At 70.6% G+C, this 15674-nt stretch carries 9 protein-coding genes; 7 read left to right on the top strand and 2 right to left on the bottom strand.

From position 1 onward, the window contains the following. Position 1 precedes the first annotated feature (1 nt). Positions 2-460 (top strand): MarR family winged helix-turn-helix transcriptional regulator, encoded by a 459-nt coding sequence (locus tag ABT158_RS25585; RefSeq protein WP_352357408.1) that lies wholly within the window; start codon positions 2-4, stop codon positions 458-460. A gap of 1027 nt (positions 461-1487) precedes the next feature. Beyond that, positions 1488-3686 (top strand): hypothetical protein, encoded by a 2199-nt coding sequence (locus ABT158_RS25580; protein ID WP_352357406.1) that lies wholly within the window; start codon positions 1488-1490, stop codon positions 3684-3686. Here the strand turns inward: ABT158_RS25580 and ABT158_RS25575 are convergent. After that, the gene (locus tag ABT158_RS25575) at positions 3683-6037 is read right to left on the bottom strand and encodes a DEAD/DEAH box helicase (RefSeq protein WP_352357404.1); all 2355 of its coding nucleotides are present in this window, start codon (positions 6035-6037) and stop codon (positions 3683-3685) included. The two genes, ABT158_RS25580 and ABT158_RS25575, sit on opposite strands and share 4 nt — an antisense overlap. A gap of 409 nt (positions 6038-6446) precedes the next feature. On the opposite strand from ABT158_RS25575, the gene ABT158_RS25570 reads away from it, so the two are divergent. The 5 genes from ABT158_RS25570 to ABT158_RS25550 all read left to right on the top strand — a co-directional run bounded on the left by ABT158_RS25570 (position 6447) and on the right by ABT158_RS25550 (position 14438). Continuing rightward, positions 6447-6797 carry an STAS domain-containing protein gene (locus tag ABT158_RS25570; RefSeq protein ID WP_043629845.1) on the top strand — a complete coding sequence of 117 codons (351 nt, stop codon included), beginning with the start codon at positions 6447-6449 and terminating at the stop codon, positions 6795-6797. Position 6798: 1 nt separating this feature from the next. Then, positions 6799-7224: an ATP-binding protein gene (locus ABT158_RS25565; protein ID WP_352357402.1), complete on the top strand. Its 426-nt coding sequence runs from the start codon at positions 6799-6801 to the stop codon at positions 7222-7224. 2005 nt (positions 7225-9229) lie between these two features. Continuing rightward, positions 9230-11542 carry a sodium-translocating pyrophosphatase gene (locus tag ABT158_RS25560; protein ID WP_352357400.1) on the top strand — a complete coding sequence of 771 codons (2313 nt, stop codon included), beginning with the start codon at positions 9230-9232 and terminating at the stop codon, positions 11540-11542. A gap of 343 nt (positions 11543-11885) precedes the next feature. Continuing rightward, positions 11886-12353 (top strand): SixA phosphatase family protein, encoded by a 468-nt coding sequence (locus ABT158_RS25555; protein ID WP_352357398.1) that lies wholly within the window; start codon positions 11886-11888, stop codon positions 12351-12353. Positions 12354-12368: 15 nt separating this feature from the next. Continuing rightward, positions 12369-14438: an FUSC family protein gene (locus ABT158_RS25550; RefSeq protein WP_352357396.1), complete on the top strand. Its 2070-nt coding sequence runs from the start codon at positions 12369-12371 to the stop codon at positions 14436-14438. Here the strand turns inward: ABT158_RS25550 and serB are convergent. Next, entirely contained in the window at positions 14428-15645 is a 1218-nt protein-coding gene (gene serB / locus ABT158_RS25545; protein ID WP_352357394.1) for a phosphoserine phosphatase SerB, read from the bottom strand. The genes ABT158_RS25550 and serB overlap by 11 nt on opposite strands. Between the last annotated feature and the right edge of the window lie 29 nt (positions 15646-15674).

The following is a 15674-nucleotide window of genomic DNA, read 5'->3' as shown; positions in this document are numbered from 1 at the left end:
CATGAGTCAAAACGGTGCCGGCGTCGACCTGGACAAATCGCTGGGCTACCTGCTGAAAGAGGCTTCGAGCGCCCTGCGCGCAGCCATGGAGGAGGTGCTGCGGCCACTCGGGATGACCGTGACGCACTACTCCTGCCTGGAGCTGCTGGCCCAACGGCCGGGCTTGTCGAACTCCGAGCTGGCGCGTGGCGCGTTCGTGACCCGGCAGTCGATGAACGTGCTGCTCCAGACCCTGGAACGAGACGGCTACGTGACCAGGCCCGCGGAGGCGCCCGTCGGAAAGGCTCTCCCGGCGCGGCTCACGCCTCGCGGACGTCGGAGCCTGGAGAAGGCGAGCGCGGCGGTCCGGTCCGTCGAGGTCAGAATGCTGGCCGGCATGACCGAGGCCGAGCAGTCGGACGCGTTCCGGATTTTGCAGAGCATGATTCATTCGCTGCGCGATGGTGACGGCGGTGCATAGCCCGTTTCTCGGTGCATGATTCGCCGTGTTGGGGCCGGGTGCGGCCGGGCGTGGAAATCTGTGCGAGTGACGTCGGAAAACCGGCACCTTGTTCTGCGATTGAGCTGATAAATCGTCGGGCGAGCGAATGAGTGAAGGCCGTGTGGCGCAAGCTGCAGGTCGTCGGTGGTGGCTGGAATCAGGCGGCGTGAGGTGCAGGTTGTGGCGGCTTGTGCGCTGGGGCCTTCCGCCGTGAAGGAGTGTGCAGCAGGGCGCGAGGGTCGCGGGAAGGAGTCGACAGCGGCTTCACGTGGAACCCGGCGGAGCAAGCTGAGGCGGGGGCGCGGGCGCTGGCGGGAGTGCAGCAAGGTAGGGCAGTGGGCGACCGAGAAGGCACACGGTTCAGCGATGGGAAGCAGGAACGGCCCGCGGAGCAGCGGTGTTTGCGTCGAGGTGGGAGGTGTCCTCGGGGGCGTGTGTCCAGCCTGGGACCGGCAGGGTGTCCAGCGTGAAGCGCCACGGGAGGTTCGTAGGGACGTTCCGGGCGTGAAGTGTTGCGGGGAGGCTCGCAGGTTCCGGCGTGCAGCGCTGAGGGGGAGCCTCGCGGGGGCGTTCCGGTGTGAAGTGCTGTAGGGAGGCCCTGCAGGTGCGTTCAGCGTGGGGTGGGGTGCCGGAGAACCTCGGGATTGTTTCGGGGTGATGCATGGCGCGAAAGTCTGGCGTCGAAGTTGTTTGATTGATAGAAATGGCGTCTTTTCGGCTGGGGTCTATTGGTGTTTCTGGGTGACCCCTGTCAAACACGCGATATTTCTGTGAGTTGCCGTGCAATGTCGCAATCGAGTCACGACTTCTTGGACGCGGTGTCCAAGAGTTCGTTACGTCACATAAGGTTCCGCTTACCCTCGGTTCATGCTGGCCACGGCGCGCTTCCAGAACGTCGCCAACAGGACGAATTCGGGAGCGGTCGGTGACCGCATCGGCCGGGCGGACTGCACTTCCGGTCGTCGCGTGCACGCCCCTTGGACGGTCATGCGGCGCGAGGCTCTCTGTGGAGGGAATCGTCGTGACGGTGGTTGGCAGGGTGGTGGCCGCTGTGGCGGTCGTGGCGGGTTCGATCGTCCTGGGCGGGTCGGCGCAGGCGGCTGTGGTGACGCGGCAGGCCGCAGCCTCTGGGCAGATCACGTCGCCGTCCGACGGTCAGGTGGTCACGGGGTCGTCCGTGACGGTTTCGGCTCAGACCGGGTTGATGCAGCTCAAGATGGGCTTGTACATCGAAGGCCCCTCCACGCCGAGCCGGAGGGTCGCCGGAGGCGGAGCGAACCAGACGATCTCCGGGACGTTCGACGCCGGCAGCGCGCCCAACGGCACCTTCACCGTGACGCTCAAGGGAGGCATCACTGGTACGAGGTACGCCAGCAGCACGTTCAAGCTGCGGCGACCTCCCGAGCCCCCAGGAAACGTGAACGCGCGCCTGGAGGGCACCACCAAGGTCGAGATGACCTGGAGCAAGGGCTCGGAGCCGGATCTCCAGTCCTATGAGGTCTCCACAAGTCAGTCCGGCGTCGTGGGCCGGCTGTCCGCGGACAACGCGTGCTCCGGCTCCTCGTGCAAGGCCGTGCTCGCGGTGCCCGCCAAGGCGGCGGGGCGGCGGGTGGGCATCACGGTCAAGGCGTTCCGGGGCGACGGGGACGGCGGTTCGGTCGGGTCCGGCAAATCGGGTGCCGCGTACGTCACGGTTCCCGCGCCGCCCGCGTCCCAGCCCAAGAAGCAGACGACCGAGCAAGAGACGAACAAGCAGCAGACGCCGAAGACGGACGGCAGGACGCGGGTCGATCCGCTGCCGACCCTCCCGGCCAAGAAGCACGTCAGGCCCACGACCGTACCCACCCGCAAGCCGACCGCGACCCGCAGGCACACCTCCGCCCTGCCCGCGATACCGGAGACCGACGACAAGGGCAACCTTCCGACCTCGACCGCGGCCGACCCGGGCCGCCAGGAACCATCCGGGACGAACAAGGGCGCGAACGAGGACACCGAAGCGGCTCCGATCCAGGCAGGCGGCGTCAGGGCGCAGTCGGACGAGTCGCCGCTGGGGAACATCGGGCAGTACGGGATGTACGTGACAGGCGGCCTGCTGCTTCTCCTGCTCGCGGCGCACGCCGGGGCATGGGCTCGGAGGCGTGCGCTGGCCACCGGCGCTAGGAGTGGTGGTGGGAAGATCGCGGCTTCGGACAGCCGTGCAGCCACATCAGCTGGAAGCGGGGCGGTTCGGCACAACACGGACGAGGTCCTGCGAGCCAGGACAGCGTCCCGACGTCCCGCCGTGGTGCTCGCCATCGCCAGGACGCGCATGCCGGAGCCTCCCCAGCCGAACCCCCCGACGCCCATGCCCGAGCCTGCGATCGGGCAAGGGGGCGGCGAACAGGTGGACGAGAGGGCAGGCCAGGCACATGAGACGCCACAGCGTGCTCTCGGAAGGGCGGCCGCCGCACCTGGTCCGCTTCGCGAAAGCACGGATCCCAGGGCGGCAGAGCCTGAGAAGGGGGCGCATGCGCCAGGCATGAGAGCAGCGGAGGCTCAGGGGACTTCGCCTGTGCAGGGTGTGAGGGCGGCGGAGGCCAAGGAGACGTCGCATGTGCGGGGCATCAGAGCGACGGAGGCTCAGAGGACATCGGGTGTCCAGGGTGTGAGGGCGGCGGAGGCTCAAGGGACGTCGCATGTGCAGGGAGAGGCGGCGGACGCTCCGGTGAGGTCGCAGATGTCGGGGGGAAAGGCGGGAGAGGGGCAGGCGGCGTACAGCGCTCGGGGGTGGCGGGAGGCGGATCCCAGGGTTGCCGAGAAGCCGGGTGGGGCGTCGGGGCAGGTGTCGGTTGTTCTACCGATCCATCTGAGCGTGCAGGACTTACGCGCGGCCCAGCAATCGCGGGAGTCAGCCCGTCATGAGGCTCGGCCTGAAGCGGGCCAGGAAGCAGCGGGGAAGACAGGGCGGGATACGCGGCAGGAGCCGCCGCGCATCGCATTGTCCAGCTCGGCCGTCACGGACGTTGCCGAGCCCGGCCCTGTCGTCCCACCCGCCACCCCTCTGGAACAGCGTTGGGACGACTACCTGCCTCCCTCGCCCAGATGCATGGAGGACAGCGGCTTCTGGGAGCGTCCGCTGCCGGGCGCCGGCGACTTCTGGGCCTCCGACGACGAAGAAGAAGAGCGGGCGTATGCGGGGCGTCGGCCGGAGAAGGGTGACAGTTAGGACAGGGGGCCGGGGGTGAGGAGGATGTCCAGGAGCTGGAGCGCGCCGCGTTTGTGCAGGGGCTCGTTGCCGTTGCCGCACTTCGGGGACTGGATGCAGGACGGGCACCCGCGCTCGCACTCGCAGGAGGCGATCGCCTCACGCGTGGCCGTCAGCCAGTCGGTGGCTCGCGCGTAGCCGCGTTCGGCGAAGCCCGCGCCGCCTTCGTGGCCGTCGTACACGAAGACGGTGAGCAGGCCGGTGTCGGCGTGCAGTTCGGTGGAGACGCCGCCGATGTCCCATCGGTCGCAGGTGGCGAACAGGGGGAGCAGGCCGATCGAGGCGTGCTCGGCGGCGTGTGCGGCGCCGCCGAGGTCGATGTCCGCCGCCGCGAGCGGCGCGACCGCCGTGGCGGGGAGGGTCCACCAGACCGCGCGGGTGCGGAGGGTGCGGGGTGGCAGGTCGAGGGGTTCGTCGCCGAGCATCTCGCCTGACTGCAGGCGTCTTTTCAGGTACGAGACCACCTGCCTGGTCACCTCCACCTCGCCGAAGTGCAGCGTTCCCGGGCCGAGGGGGCGGGAGCGCTGGGTGGCCAGGATGGAGATGTCAGTGATGTCCCGGGCGAACGTGGAGTAGTCGGGATTGGCGGCCTCGACCAGGGCGACTCCGGCGTCCAGGTCGAGGGTCTCCACGAGGAAGGTCTCGCCCTGGTGGATGTAGACCGCGCCGGTGTGGACCGTGGTGTGGGCGGACGGCTCGTCCACGCTGCCGAGCAGGCGGCCGGTCGACGACTCGACCACCTGGATCGGGGCGCCTCCGCCACCTCTGATGTCGGCGAGGTCGGTGGCGCGTTCGCGGCGGGTCCAGAACCAGCCTGCGGGACGGCGTCTGAGGAGGTTCCGGGCGACCAGGTCTTCCAGGACGTCGGGGGTGGTGGTGCCGAAGACGGGCAGGTCGTCGTCCGTCAGCGGGATCTCGGCGGCGGCGGCGCACAGGTGGGGACCCAGGACGTACGGGTTGTCCGGGTCCAGGACGATCGCCTCCACCGGCCGTCCGAACAGGGCCTGCGGGTGGTGGACGAGGTAGGTGTCCAGAGGGTCGTCCCTGGCGATGAGGACGGCGAGGGCGTCCTGGCCGTCGCGTCCCGCCCGGCCGGCCTGCTGCCAGAGGGAGGCGCGGGTGCCGGGCCAGCCGGCGATCAGTACGGCGTCCAGGCCCGAGACGTCCACGCCGAGTTCGAGGGCGTTCGTGGTGGCCAGGCCCATGAGGGTGCCGGCGCGCAGGGCCTTCTCCAGGAGGCGGCGGTCCTCGGCGAGGTAGCCAGCGCGGTAGGCGGCGACCTTGTCGGGGAGGGCGGCCAGGTCTTGGACGTCGTCGGGGATGGCCCAGGTGAGCGGGCTCGCGGGGGTGGGGTGGCGCGGGTCCTGGGCGTCGACGGTGGCGCTTCCGAGGGGGGAGGCGGAGTCCTGAGGGGGCGAGGGGGAGGCGAGCGGCGGGGGCTCGGCGCTGGGGGTGAAGTCCGTGGGCGCGGTTTCGGGGATGGCGTGCGCGGGCCAAGGAGCGGTTTCGGGCGTGGGGTGCGAAGGCCAGGGCGCGGTTTCGGGGGTGCCCTGGGGAGGCCAGGGCGCGGTGACGGAGAAGGCGACGTCGGCGAGCTTGGCGCGGGCGGACAGGGCGACCGTCTCCGCGCCGCGTCGCGAACGCACGAACGCGAGCGTCCGTACGTTCGCCAGGACCAGGTCTGCGAGGAGGTCAGCGGTCTCCGCGGTGGCCGTGCGGCGCACAGGAGCCCCTCCCTCGCCCCGCAGATCCGTCAGGGGCGGTTCCCAGAGCGCGATGGTCGTGGAACCCTTCGGCGACGCATCCGTGGTCACCTCGTCCATCTCAAGCCCCGTCAGCCTCATGGCGAACACGCCGGGCTCGCTCGCCGTGGCCGAGGCGAGCACGAACGTGGGGCGCGAGCCGTACCGGGCGCAGACCCGGCGCAGGCGGCGCAGGATCTGGGCCACGTGCGAGCCGAAGACGCCGCGGTATCCATGGCACTCGTCCACGACGACCAGGCGGAGGCGGCGGAAGAACGAGGACCACTGCGCGTGCCGGGGCAGGACGCCGCGATGGAGCATGTCCGGATTGGTCAGGACGTAGTTGGCGTGCTGGCGGACCCACGTACGTTCCTCGAAGGGAGTGTCGCCGTCGAAGCAGGCGGCGCGCACCTGCGTGATGCGCAGTTCGCGCAGGCCGCGGAGCTGGTCGGCGGCCAGGGCCTTGGTCGGCGTCAGGTACAGGACGGTGCCGCCTTCGAGGCAGGAGGCGACCGCCGGCGTGAGGTACGCCAGGGACTTGCCCGAGGCCGTTCCGGTACTGATGATCACGTTTCGGCCACGGAAAGCCAGGTCGGCGGCTTCGTACTGGTGAGGCCAGAGTCCTGTAACTCCACGGTTCGCCAAGCGCGTAACCAGGACTTCCGGAGCCCAGTCCGGCCAACGGGCTTGACCCGCCTGACGTGCTGGAACATGCTCCACATGGGTGACACGCTCATGACGTGCGGGAACTCCGAGCAGGTGGGCGAGGAGTGGACCTGCCTGTTGTGGGGAGGATGCCGAGGAAGTCACTGTTTCCAGTCTTGCATCGATGGGCAAAGTCGCCGGGAATCGTGATTTCGTATAGACACAAGCCAGACGCGTGGTTGAATGCCGCGCGTCAGGGTCGGACAGTCTGGGGCCACGCTCCAGATTGCCAGGCCCGCAAGAGTACTTTCGCAGGCGAGGCGCTGGAGGATCTGTGGATCTGAAGTTGGATCACCGCACCGAAGACCGACTCACCATCGTGGAGGTCGAGGGTGAGATCGATGTCTACACGGCGCCGAGATTGCGTGAGCTCCTCATCGACCTGGTGAACAAGGGCAACTTCCACCTTCTGGTGAACATGGAGAAGGTCGACTTCCTCGACTCCACGGGGCTGGGAGTGCTCGTCGGAGGGCTCAAGAGGGTCCGGGCGCACGACGGCTCGCTTGAGCTGGTGTGCACCCAGGAGCGCATCCTCAAGATCTTCCGCATCACCGGTCTGACCAAGGTCTTCGGGATTTACGCTTCCGTCGACGAGGCCAAGGAAGCTCACGGCAAAGACAAGTAGCATGGCTACCGTCGAGCTGACGTTCAGCGCTCTCCCCGCGCACGTGCGGACCGCCCGGCTGGTGGCCACGGCGATCGCCCGTCGTACCGGCGTGGAGGAATCGCTGCTGGACGAAGTCAGGCTCGCCGTGGGTGAGGCATGCTCCCGGGCGGTCGAGGCGCATCGACTTCACTGCCCGGGCGAGCCCATCCGCATCGAGCTACGTGACGACTCCGGGCGTTTCGAGGTCACGGTCAGCGATCTGGCCCCCAGTGACGAGATCAAGCAGGAGCAGCCGCTCGATCTGGGCATGCTCTCTGACTCGTTCATGTCAGGCTTCGGCATCGCCGTCATCTCGGGTCTGGCCGATGACGTCGAGGTCTTCCCCAGCCCCAAGGGGACGAACATCCGGATGAGCTGGCCCGCCTCCAACGGGGCGGGTTCCTGACCTGACATCGCTTGGATCGGTCCCTTGTCTCCCTAGGGACGTGTTCGAGCTGGTCGGGTGTGGTTTTAGGGGCGATAGACGGGGATGAGGGGATGTCCGGTCGCGGCATGCCTTCCTCCCTGTCGAGTCGCACCACGTTTCCGCGTGTCCTGACGAGGTCGCTGGGCGCCTCGTTCTTTCGGCATGCCCGGACGGTCTCCGCCGCTCTGCGAGAAGTGGCAGGGGGTGTGCGCGGACGTTCGGAGGCCCGGTCACAGGTTTCGGCCAGGCCCGCTGCGAAGCTCAGCGAAGTCTGTTGCAGCGGGCCGGCTGGAGCGGTTCAGCGAGGTCCGGTGCAGGGGGCCTAATGCCGCAGTGGCTTGGCGTGGACCGGCCGAAGGCTCAGGGCGGTCCGGCGCGGCGCCCGGCATGGCGTCGAAGCAGTGTGAGGGGCGCACGCCTCTACGCCTGACGCTCTTACGTCGCCCGCCTACGGAGCTTTGGCTTCAGAGCAGGCCAGAGCCCGGCTTCGCACATTCAACCGCTGTGTCGTGCGGCGAGACGCCCAGCTTCCGATCGGACGGTTGCTCAGGGGGCGGACTTCGGGCCGGCTGCGCAGGCGGCCCTGCGGGGCGCGGGTCAGTGGCTGGGGTCGAAGGGCGAAGGTCTACGGCGGCGAAGGCCGAAGGTCAGTGCGGCGAGGGCCTGGGCTGGGATTGACGGCTCAGTACGCTGCGGAGGCTCTGCATGCCAAGGGCACGACTGAGGGACCGAAGGCCAGGGCGACGAAGTATGACCTGGGCCTGCTTGGGGTGTTCTGGTGGAGCGATGCGACTGCGGCATAGGATCTTGCTCCCCGCAGTGGTGTCTGTGGAAGGCGGCGAGAGTTATCCACAGGCTGTGGATGGGCGGGGGATAGTCGTCTGGGTCGTCAGAAGGCCTCGCCGTGGGGAGGCGGGGGCATGGGGTTGAGGTAGGTGGCTGGCGGCGACTGCAAGGAAGGCATGGCGGCTGCGCATGGGGCTGTCGGGGCCGACATCCGGGGGCCGCTTGGGAGCTTCAGGCCGAAACAGAGGCGTCGGGTTTGGTCGTTGAGCTGGCGTAGCTTCTCGGCCGCTGCAGGGGATTTGAGGCGGTGTAGAGCCTTCGAGGCCGATGCGAGAGCTTTGGGCTGTCGTGGAGGTGGTCTGGAGGGGTGGGGCGGTGACGCCAGGGCCCGAGTGGTGCCCGGCCGGGAGGTGAAGGCGGCGCACGGCGTTAGGAGACGCTGGGCGGCCGGGTCGCCGGGCCCGCGTTCGGTTGGCTGCGTCCGGCGGGCCGTGTCACGGGGGCGCGGCGGCCGGGCAGCTCCGGCGGGCCATGTCATTGGGCTGCGTCGGGCGGGTGTCCTACGAGGTTGCGTTGTGGGGGCGTCGGCCGGGCCGCGTCCTTGTGGGCCGTGTCATCAGGCTGCGTCGGCCAAGGCGCGTTCGGCGGGTCGTGTTGCTGGGGCGCGTCCGCCGGTGGTGGCGCCCTGCCGCATCTCGCGGGGATGGCGCGCGGAGGTAGCGCGGAGGTGGCCCTCGGCGGTCGGGGCCGGCGGCCGTGCCGCGAGGTCGCGCCTGGAGGCCGCGCCGAGAGGTGCTGCCAGGCGGTGGTGACGGAGTGGTGTTGGGGGTCGGCTGGCCGGTGGAGGGGCGGTGGTGGTGGGTGGTGGCGGGGGTCGGCGTGTCGTGGGGAATAAATCTGGGTTTCGGGCGGTCCGATTTGTGGGGTTGTCATGCCCGTAAACCTGAGGAAATTTCGCCTGTCAGATCTCAAACCGGCCCGCTGTCAGGGGATTACTGAACGCCCGCGCAAATAGCCGCCCCGAGAGCCTTCATATCCGTTCAGTGCCTGCGTAGACTCCCGGCACCGGCCAAGGTGATCCGGCGGAACCGCGGATTCAACCGGAAGCGGCACCCACAACCCGGATGGTGCCGCACCCGCCCGCCGAGAAATCCGCAGCACCGTTCGGGCAGGACGACCGGTCTTGCCGAGGAGAACGATGAGCAGGCACATGCTGGCATTGGAGCCAGCGCGCAATCTGTCCCTGAGCGGTAACAATCTCACCATCGTGATCGTGGTCGCCGCGGTCGCGCTGATCGCGCTAGCCGTCGCCGGCGGCCTCGTACGCGAGGTGCTGTCCGCCGGCCAGGGCACCGAACGCATGCAGAACATCGCGCGAGCCGTGCAGGAAGGCGCGGCCGCCTATCTCGCGCGCCAATTCCGCACACTGGCGATCTTCGTGATCGTCATTCCCTTCCTGTTGCTCTTGCTGCCGGGCGAAATGGACGTACGCGTCGGTCGCTCGATCTTCTTCGTGGTCGGTGCGGTGTTCTCCGCATTGACCGGATTCATGGGCATGTGGTTGGCGGTGCGCGGAAACGTGCGCGTCGCCGCCGCGGCCAACGAGTCGGGCGAGAAGCGCGCCATGCGCGTCGCCTTCCGCACCGGCGGCGTCGCCGGCATGTTCACCGTCGGCCTCGGGCTGCTCGGTGCGGCCGTGGTCGTCTTCATCTACCAGGGCGAGGCGCCCCACGTTCTCGAAGGCTTCGGGTTCGGGGCGGCGCTGCTGGCGATGTTCATGCGAGTCGGCGGCGGCATCTTCACCAAGGCCGCCGACGTCGGCGCCGACCTGGTGGGCAAGGTCGAGCAGGGCATCCCCGAGGACGACCCGCGCAACGCCGCGACGATCGCCGACAACGTCGGTGACAACGTCGGCGACTGCGCGGGCATGGCGGCCGACCTGTTCGAGTCGTACGCGGTCATGCTGGTCGCCAGCCTCATCCTGGGCAAGGTGGCCTTCGGCGAGCAGGGCCTGATCTTCCCGCTGATCGTGCCCATGATCGGCGTGCTGACGGCGATCATCGGCATCTTCGTCACCGGGCTGCGCGACCGCGACCGCAGCGGCATGGCGGCGATCAACCGCAGCTTCTTCATCTCGGCCGGGATCTCGGCGGTACTGGTCGCCGCCGCGGCCTTCTGGTATCTGCCCAGCAGCTTCGGCGCCCTGTCGGGCTCGACCGTCACCTCCGACGCCGACCCGCGCCTGATCGCGGTGGGCGCGGTGCTGATCGGCCTGGTCCTGGCCAGCGCCATCCAGCTGCTGACCGGCTACTTCACCGAGACCAACCGCCGTCCGGTGCGCGAGATCGGCGAGAGCTCGGCCACCGGGCCGGCCACCGTCATCCTCGCCGGCATCAGCGTCGGCCTGGAGTCGGCCGTCTACTCGGCGCTGATCATCGGCGGCGCGGTCTACGGGGCGTTCCTGCTCGGGTTCGGGAACGTCACGATCGCGCTGTTCGCGGTGGCCCTGGCCGGCACCGGCCTGCTGACCACGGTCGGCGTCATCGTCTCCATGGACACCTTCGGCCCGGTCTCCGACAACGCGCAGGGCATCGCCGAGATGTCCGGCGACGTCGAGGGCGAGGGCGCGCGGGTGCTCACCAGCCTCGACGCCGTCGGCAACACCACCAAGGCCATCACCAAGGGCATCGCCATCGCCACGGCCGTGCTGGCGGCGACGGCGCTGTTCGGCGCGTTCCGCACGGCGGTGGAGGACCAGCTCTCCAAGGCCGGCCAGGACATCAAGGCGGCGCTGGGCGCCTTCTCCACCTTCAGCCTCAGCATCGACCAGCCCAACGTGCTGGTGGGGCTGATCGTCGGCGCCGCGGTGGTGTTCCTGTTCTCCGGCCTGGCGATCTCGGCGGTCGGCCGCGCGGCCATGCGGGTGGTCTTCGAGGTACGCGACCAGTTCCGCAACAAGCCGGGCATCATGGACGGCACCGAGAAGCCCGAGTACGGCCGCGTCGTGGACATCTGCACCCGCGACTCGCTCCGCGAGCTGGCCACGCCCGGCCTGCTGGCGGTGATGACCCCGATCGCGGTCGGGTTCGCGCTCGGCTACGCGCCGCTCGGCGCGTTCCTGGCCGGCGCGATCGCCTGCGGCACCCTGATGGCCGTCTTCCTGGCCAACTCCGGTGGCGCCTGGGACAACGCCAAGAAGCTGGTCGAGGACGGGCACCACGGCGGCAAGGGCTCCGAGGCCCACGCCGCCACGGTCATCGGCGACACGGTCGGCGACCCGTTCAAGGACACCGCGGGCCCGGCCATCAACCCGCTGATCAAGGTGATGAACCTGGTGGCGCTGCTGGTCGCGCCGGCCGTCGTCCTGTACGCGGGCAACGCCGCGCTGCGGGTCGGCATCACGGTGGTGGCGGTGGCGGTGGTCGTGGCGGCCATCGTCGTCTCCAAGCGCAGGTCGGTGACGAGCGAGCCGGCCAACAACGACCGCGAGCACGAGCCCGTGGCCTCGTAACGACCGATCGACGAGACGCCCGTCCCGGCCAGGGGCGGGCGTCTTCGCATGCGGGTGGGTGGCTGACGCGGGCACGGCGGGGGTGCGGTGGGAAACTGGGCGGGTGGAAGAGGACAACCGGCCCTCGGGCGGGAAGACGCTGGGCCTGATCCTGCTGGCGATGCTGGTCATCCTGGGCGTGATCATCGGGCTCGGGATCTGGGCGTCGAAGGGATGACGTGCCGGGTGATGATGTGTCGCGTGATGACGTGCCGCGTGATGACGTGCCGCGTGATGACGTGCCGGGTGGGGACGTGTCGCGTGATGACGTGTCGAGGGGATGACGTGCCGAGGTGATGACGTGATGCGGACCCTGATACTGCTCCGCCATGCCAAGGCCGCGCAGGTGCCCGGTCTGGCCGACCGCGAACGTCCGCTGACCGAGCGCGGCGAGCGGGACGCCGGTCGGGCCGGCGACGAGATCAGGGCGGCCGGGCTGACCCCCGACGCGGTGCTCTGCTCACCGGCGCTGCGGACCAGGCGCACCGCCGAGCTGGCCTTCCCGGGCATGGAGATCAGCTACGAACGCGACATCTACCAGGCATATCCCGAAGAACTGCTCGAACTGCTCCGCAGGACCGACCCGGAGCTGGGCACGGTCGTGTTGTGCGGGCACAATCCCGCGGTGCACGAGCTGGCCCTGCAACTGGGCGGCGGCGACTACGGCTTCCGTCCGGGGGCGTTCGCGGTGATCCAGGTGGAGGCGGCGTGGGTAGACCTGTGGCCGGGGGAGGGATGCCTGGTCACGCACTGGGATCCCAAGGAGCACTGACCGGGGACGACGCCTATGCGGGGGGCCGCCAGAGCGCTGCGTGACGGCTTCTCGCTGCCCGCGCGCCCGCCCTGGGGGTACGGGCTGCTGTGCGGGCTCGCGGTGGCCGGGCCGCTGCTGGCCGGGGTGCTGGCGGGCCGGCCGCAGTCGGGGGCGTTCCTGGCCCTCGGGGCCTACCTGACGGCCTTCGGTGACATGTACGGGCAGCCGTACGCGGCACGGGCGCGGTCCATGGCGATCAAGATCGTGCTGATCGCCGGCGGCTGCTGGCTGGGCCTGTACCTGGCGGACCGGCCCTGGTGGGCGGTGCTGGCGCTCGGAGCGGTCGCCGCGGCGGGCGGCCGGTGGCGTACGGTCGGGACGCCGCCCGCGTTCGCCCTGGTCACCGGGTTCTACCTGGCGGTGCCCGCGGGATTCGGCCCGCCCGAGCTGATGGTGCTCGGCGGCCTGCTGTACGCCGTGCTCGCCCTGGCCCTGTGGCCGTTGCGCCGGTTCGACCCGCTGGCGACGGCGCTGGGCGAGGCCGTCCGCGCCGTGGCCGGGCTGCTCGACGGGCTCGCCGGCGACGACTGGGACGACCGCAGGGAACGCGCGTCCAAGGCCCTGGATACGGCGGCCACGGCGTCGGCGTCGTTCGAGAGCATGGACGCGGCCGGCCGGTCCGCCGACGCGTACGTCGAGGCGCTGGTCCGGATCTTCCACGAGACGGTGGCGCTGCGCGCCCTGCGCGCGGCGGCCCCGGACGAGCAGGACGGGATCGACGACGTGGCCACGACGCTGGCCGCGGACCTGCGGGAGGCCGCCGACGGGCGGCGGGCCGGGGTGGTGGAGGCGCTGGCCGTCACCGCCGACTACGCCGAGCGCCTGGGCGCGCGCGAGCCGGGCGCCGACCCGGCGGCGCTGCGCAGCGCCGCGGTGCTCGGGCAGGCCCGGCGCTGCCTGGACCGGATCGCGGTGGGGGTGCGCACAGTCGGCCTCCTGGCCGCCCGGCACGTGCCACCGGCCGGCCGCGGGCTGCTGCCCGGGAAGTCTGCGGCGGGGCGCGGGCTGTTCGCGCGGGTGCCGTGGAAGCCGCCGCCGGGCGGTTCGGGGACCGAGCACGCCGGGCGGCTGGGGCTCACCGCCGCCGTGGCGATGGCGCTGATGCTGGGCGTGCACGAGCAGTACGGCAAATGGTTCGTGTTCACCGTGCTGCTGGCGGTGCGGCCCACCTACGGGGACACCGTCGAGCGGGTGGTGCTGCGGGTGGCCGGGACCGTGGCGGGGGCCGCGGGGGCGGCGCTGATCCTGGCGGCGGTGCCGGGGCCGTACACGATCGTGGGGACGGTGCTGGTGTTCGGCACGCTCGGGTTCACCCTGCGCGAGGTGAGCTTCGGCTACTGGTCGATCTTCGCGACGCCGCTGGCCATGATGCTCACCGACTTCTCGACCCGGCTCGACTGGAAGGCGGCGGGGATCAGGGTGGCGCTCACCGCGGGCGGCGGCGTGCTGGCGCTGGCGGCGGCCCGGCTGCTGTGGCCGCGCGGCCAGGCGGGACGGCTCCGCGGCCTGGCCGCCGAGCTGCTGCGCGAGCACGCCTGCCTCGTCCGCGCGCTGGCCGAAGGCGACCTGGACCGGCTGCCCGACCGTACGGAGTCCGCCGGGACGGCGGCCGACCGGCTGCGCGAGTCGCTGGACAAGCTGGACAAAGAGCCGGGCGGCAGGGCGCCGGCCGAGCTGCGGACCGCGCTGACGCTGGCCAGGAAGCTCAGGGACGACGCGATCCTGCTCGGCGCCGTGCTGCGCGGGGCCGAGCCCGGCTCGGACGCCACCGCCGGCGTGCTGGACGCGGTGGCCGACCGCCTGGACGCCGTGGGGCAGGCCGTGCGGGAGGGTGAGCCGCCGCCCGCCGCCGACGCGTTCGAGTCGCAGCTCGACGAGGTGGCGCGGGAGGTCAGCTCGCTGATGGAGGAGGCGGCGGCGGGGGAGGGCACGGCCGTGCGCAGGCGGCTGCGGCACGCGGTGACCGCCCACCCGGCGCTCAGGTCGCTCTGCAAGGACGCGCTCGACCTGGCCGCCGAGGTCACCGCCCGGTTCAGGACGTGAGCACGCCGTCCTCGGCGTCGGCGGCCTCGACCTCGTCCCTGGAGATGCCCAGGAGGTAGAGGATCGAGTCGAGGTAGGGCGTGTTGACCGCGGTGTCGGCCGCCTGCCGGACGACGGGCTTGGCGTTGAAGGCGATGCCCAGCCCGGCCGCGGCGATCATGTCGAGGTCGTTGGCGCCGTCGCCGATGGCCACCGTCTGGGAGATGGGCAGCCTGGCCTCCCTGGCGAACCGCTCCAGCGCGCGGGCCTTGCCCGGCCGGTCGACGATCTCGCCGACGACCCGCCCGGTGAGCTTCCCGTCGATGACCTCCAGGACGTTCGCCGCCGAGTAGTCGATGCCCAGCTCCTCGACCAGGGCGTCGGTGATCTGGGTGAAGCCGCCGCTGACGATGGCGAAGCGGTAGTCGAGGCGCTTGAGCGTACGGACGAGGGTGCGGGCGCCCGGGGTGAGCACGACCTCCTGGCGCACCTGCTCGAACACCTCGGCCGGCAGCCCTTCGAGCAGCGCGACCCGGCGGCGCAGCGACTCGGCGAAGTCGAGCTCGCCGCGCATGGCCTGCTCGGTGACCCGGGCGACCTCGTCGAGGCAGCCGGCGTGCGCGGCCAGCAGCTCGATGACCTCGCCCTGGATGAGGGTGGAGTCGACGTCCATGACGATGAGCCGCTTGGCCCGGCGGGACAGGCCGGTGCGCTGGACGGCGACGTCGACCTCCTGGGCGGCGGCCTCGGCGGCCAGCTCGACGCGCAGGGCGGTCGGGTTGGCGCCGGAGACCGACAGCTCGATGCAGGTGACGGGCCACTGGGCGAGGCGTTCGATGCGGTCGATGTTGGCGCCGGCGGCGGCGATGCGGCCGGCGATGCCCGCGATGGCGGCGGGCTGGAGGGTGGCGCCCAGCACGCTGACCGACAGGCGGCCGCGGCGGCGCTGTTCCTTGGCCTGGGAGCCGGTGGATAGCTCGACCTCCATCCCGAGGTCTTCGGCCACCCGTTCGACGGCGGTCCACATCGCGCCGAGGGTGGTGCCCGTGCCGGTGGACGGGCCGCCGGCGTACGCGACGAGCACGCCGAGCGTGAGCCTGCCGCGGATGACGACCTGTTCGATGTCCGCGACCGTCACCGGGAACCCGGACAGCACGGAGAAGAGCCTGGAGGTGACACCGGGCCGGTCGGGGCCGGTCAGGGTGATCAGGAGGGTGCGCTGGTCCACATCCAGCCACGGTACTGCGCCCGGTCCGG

The organism is Nonomuraea sp. NPDC001636, assembly GCF_040298265.1.
In the GTDB taxonomy this organism is placed as follows: domain Bacteria; phylum Actinomycetota; class Actinomycetes; order Streptosporangiales; family Streptosporangiaceae; genus Nonomuraea.
The sequence above is the reverse complement of the archived record's forward strand: the minus strand, read 5'-3'. Positions and strand labels throughout refer to the sequence as shown.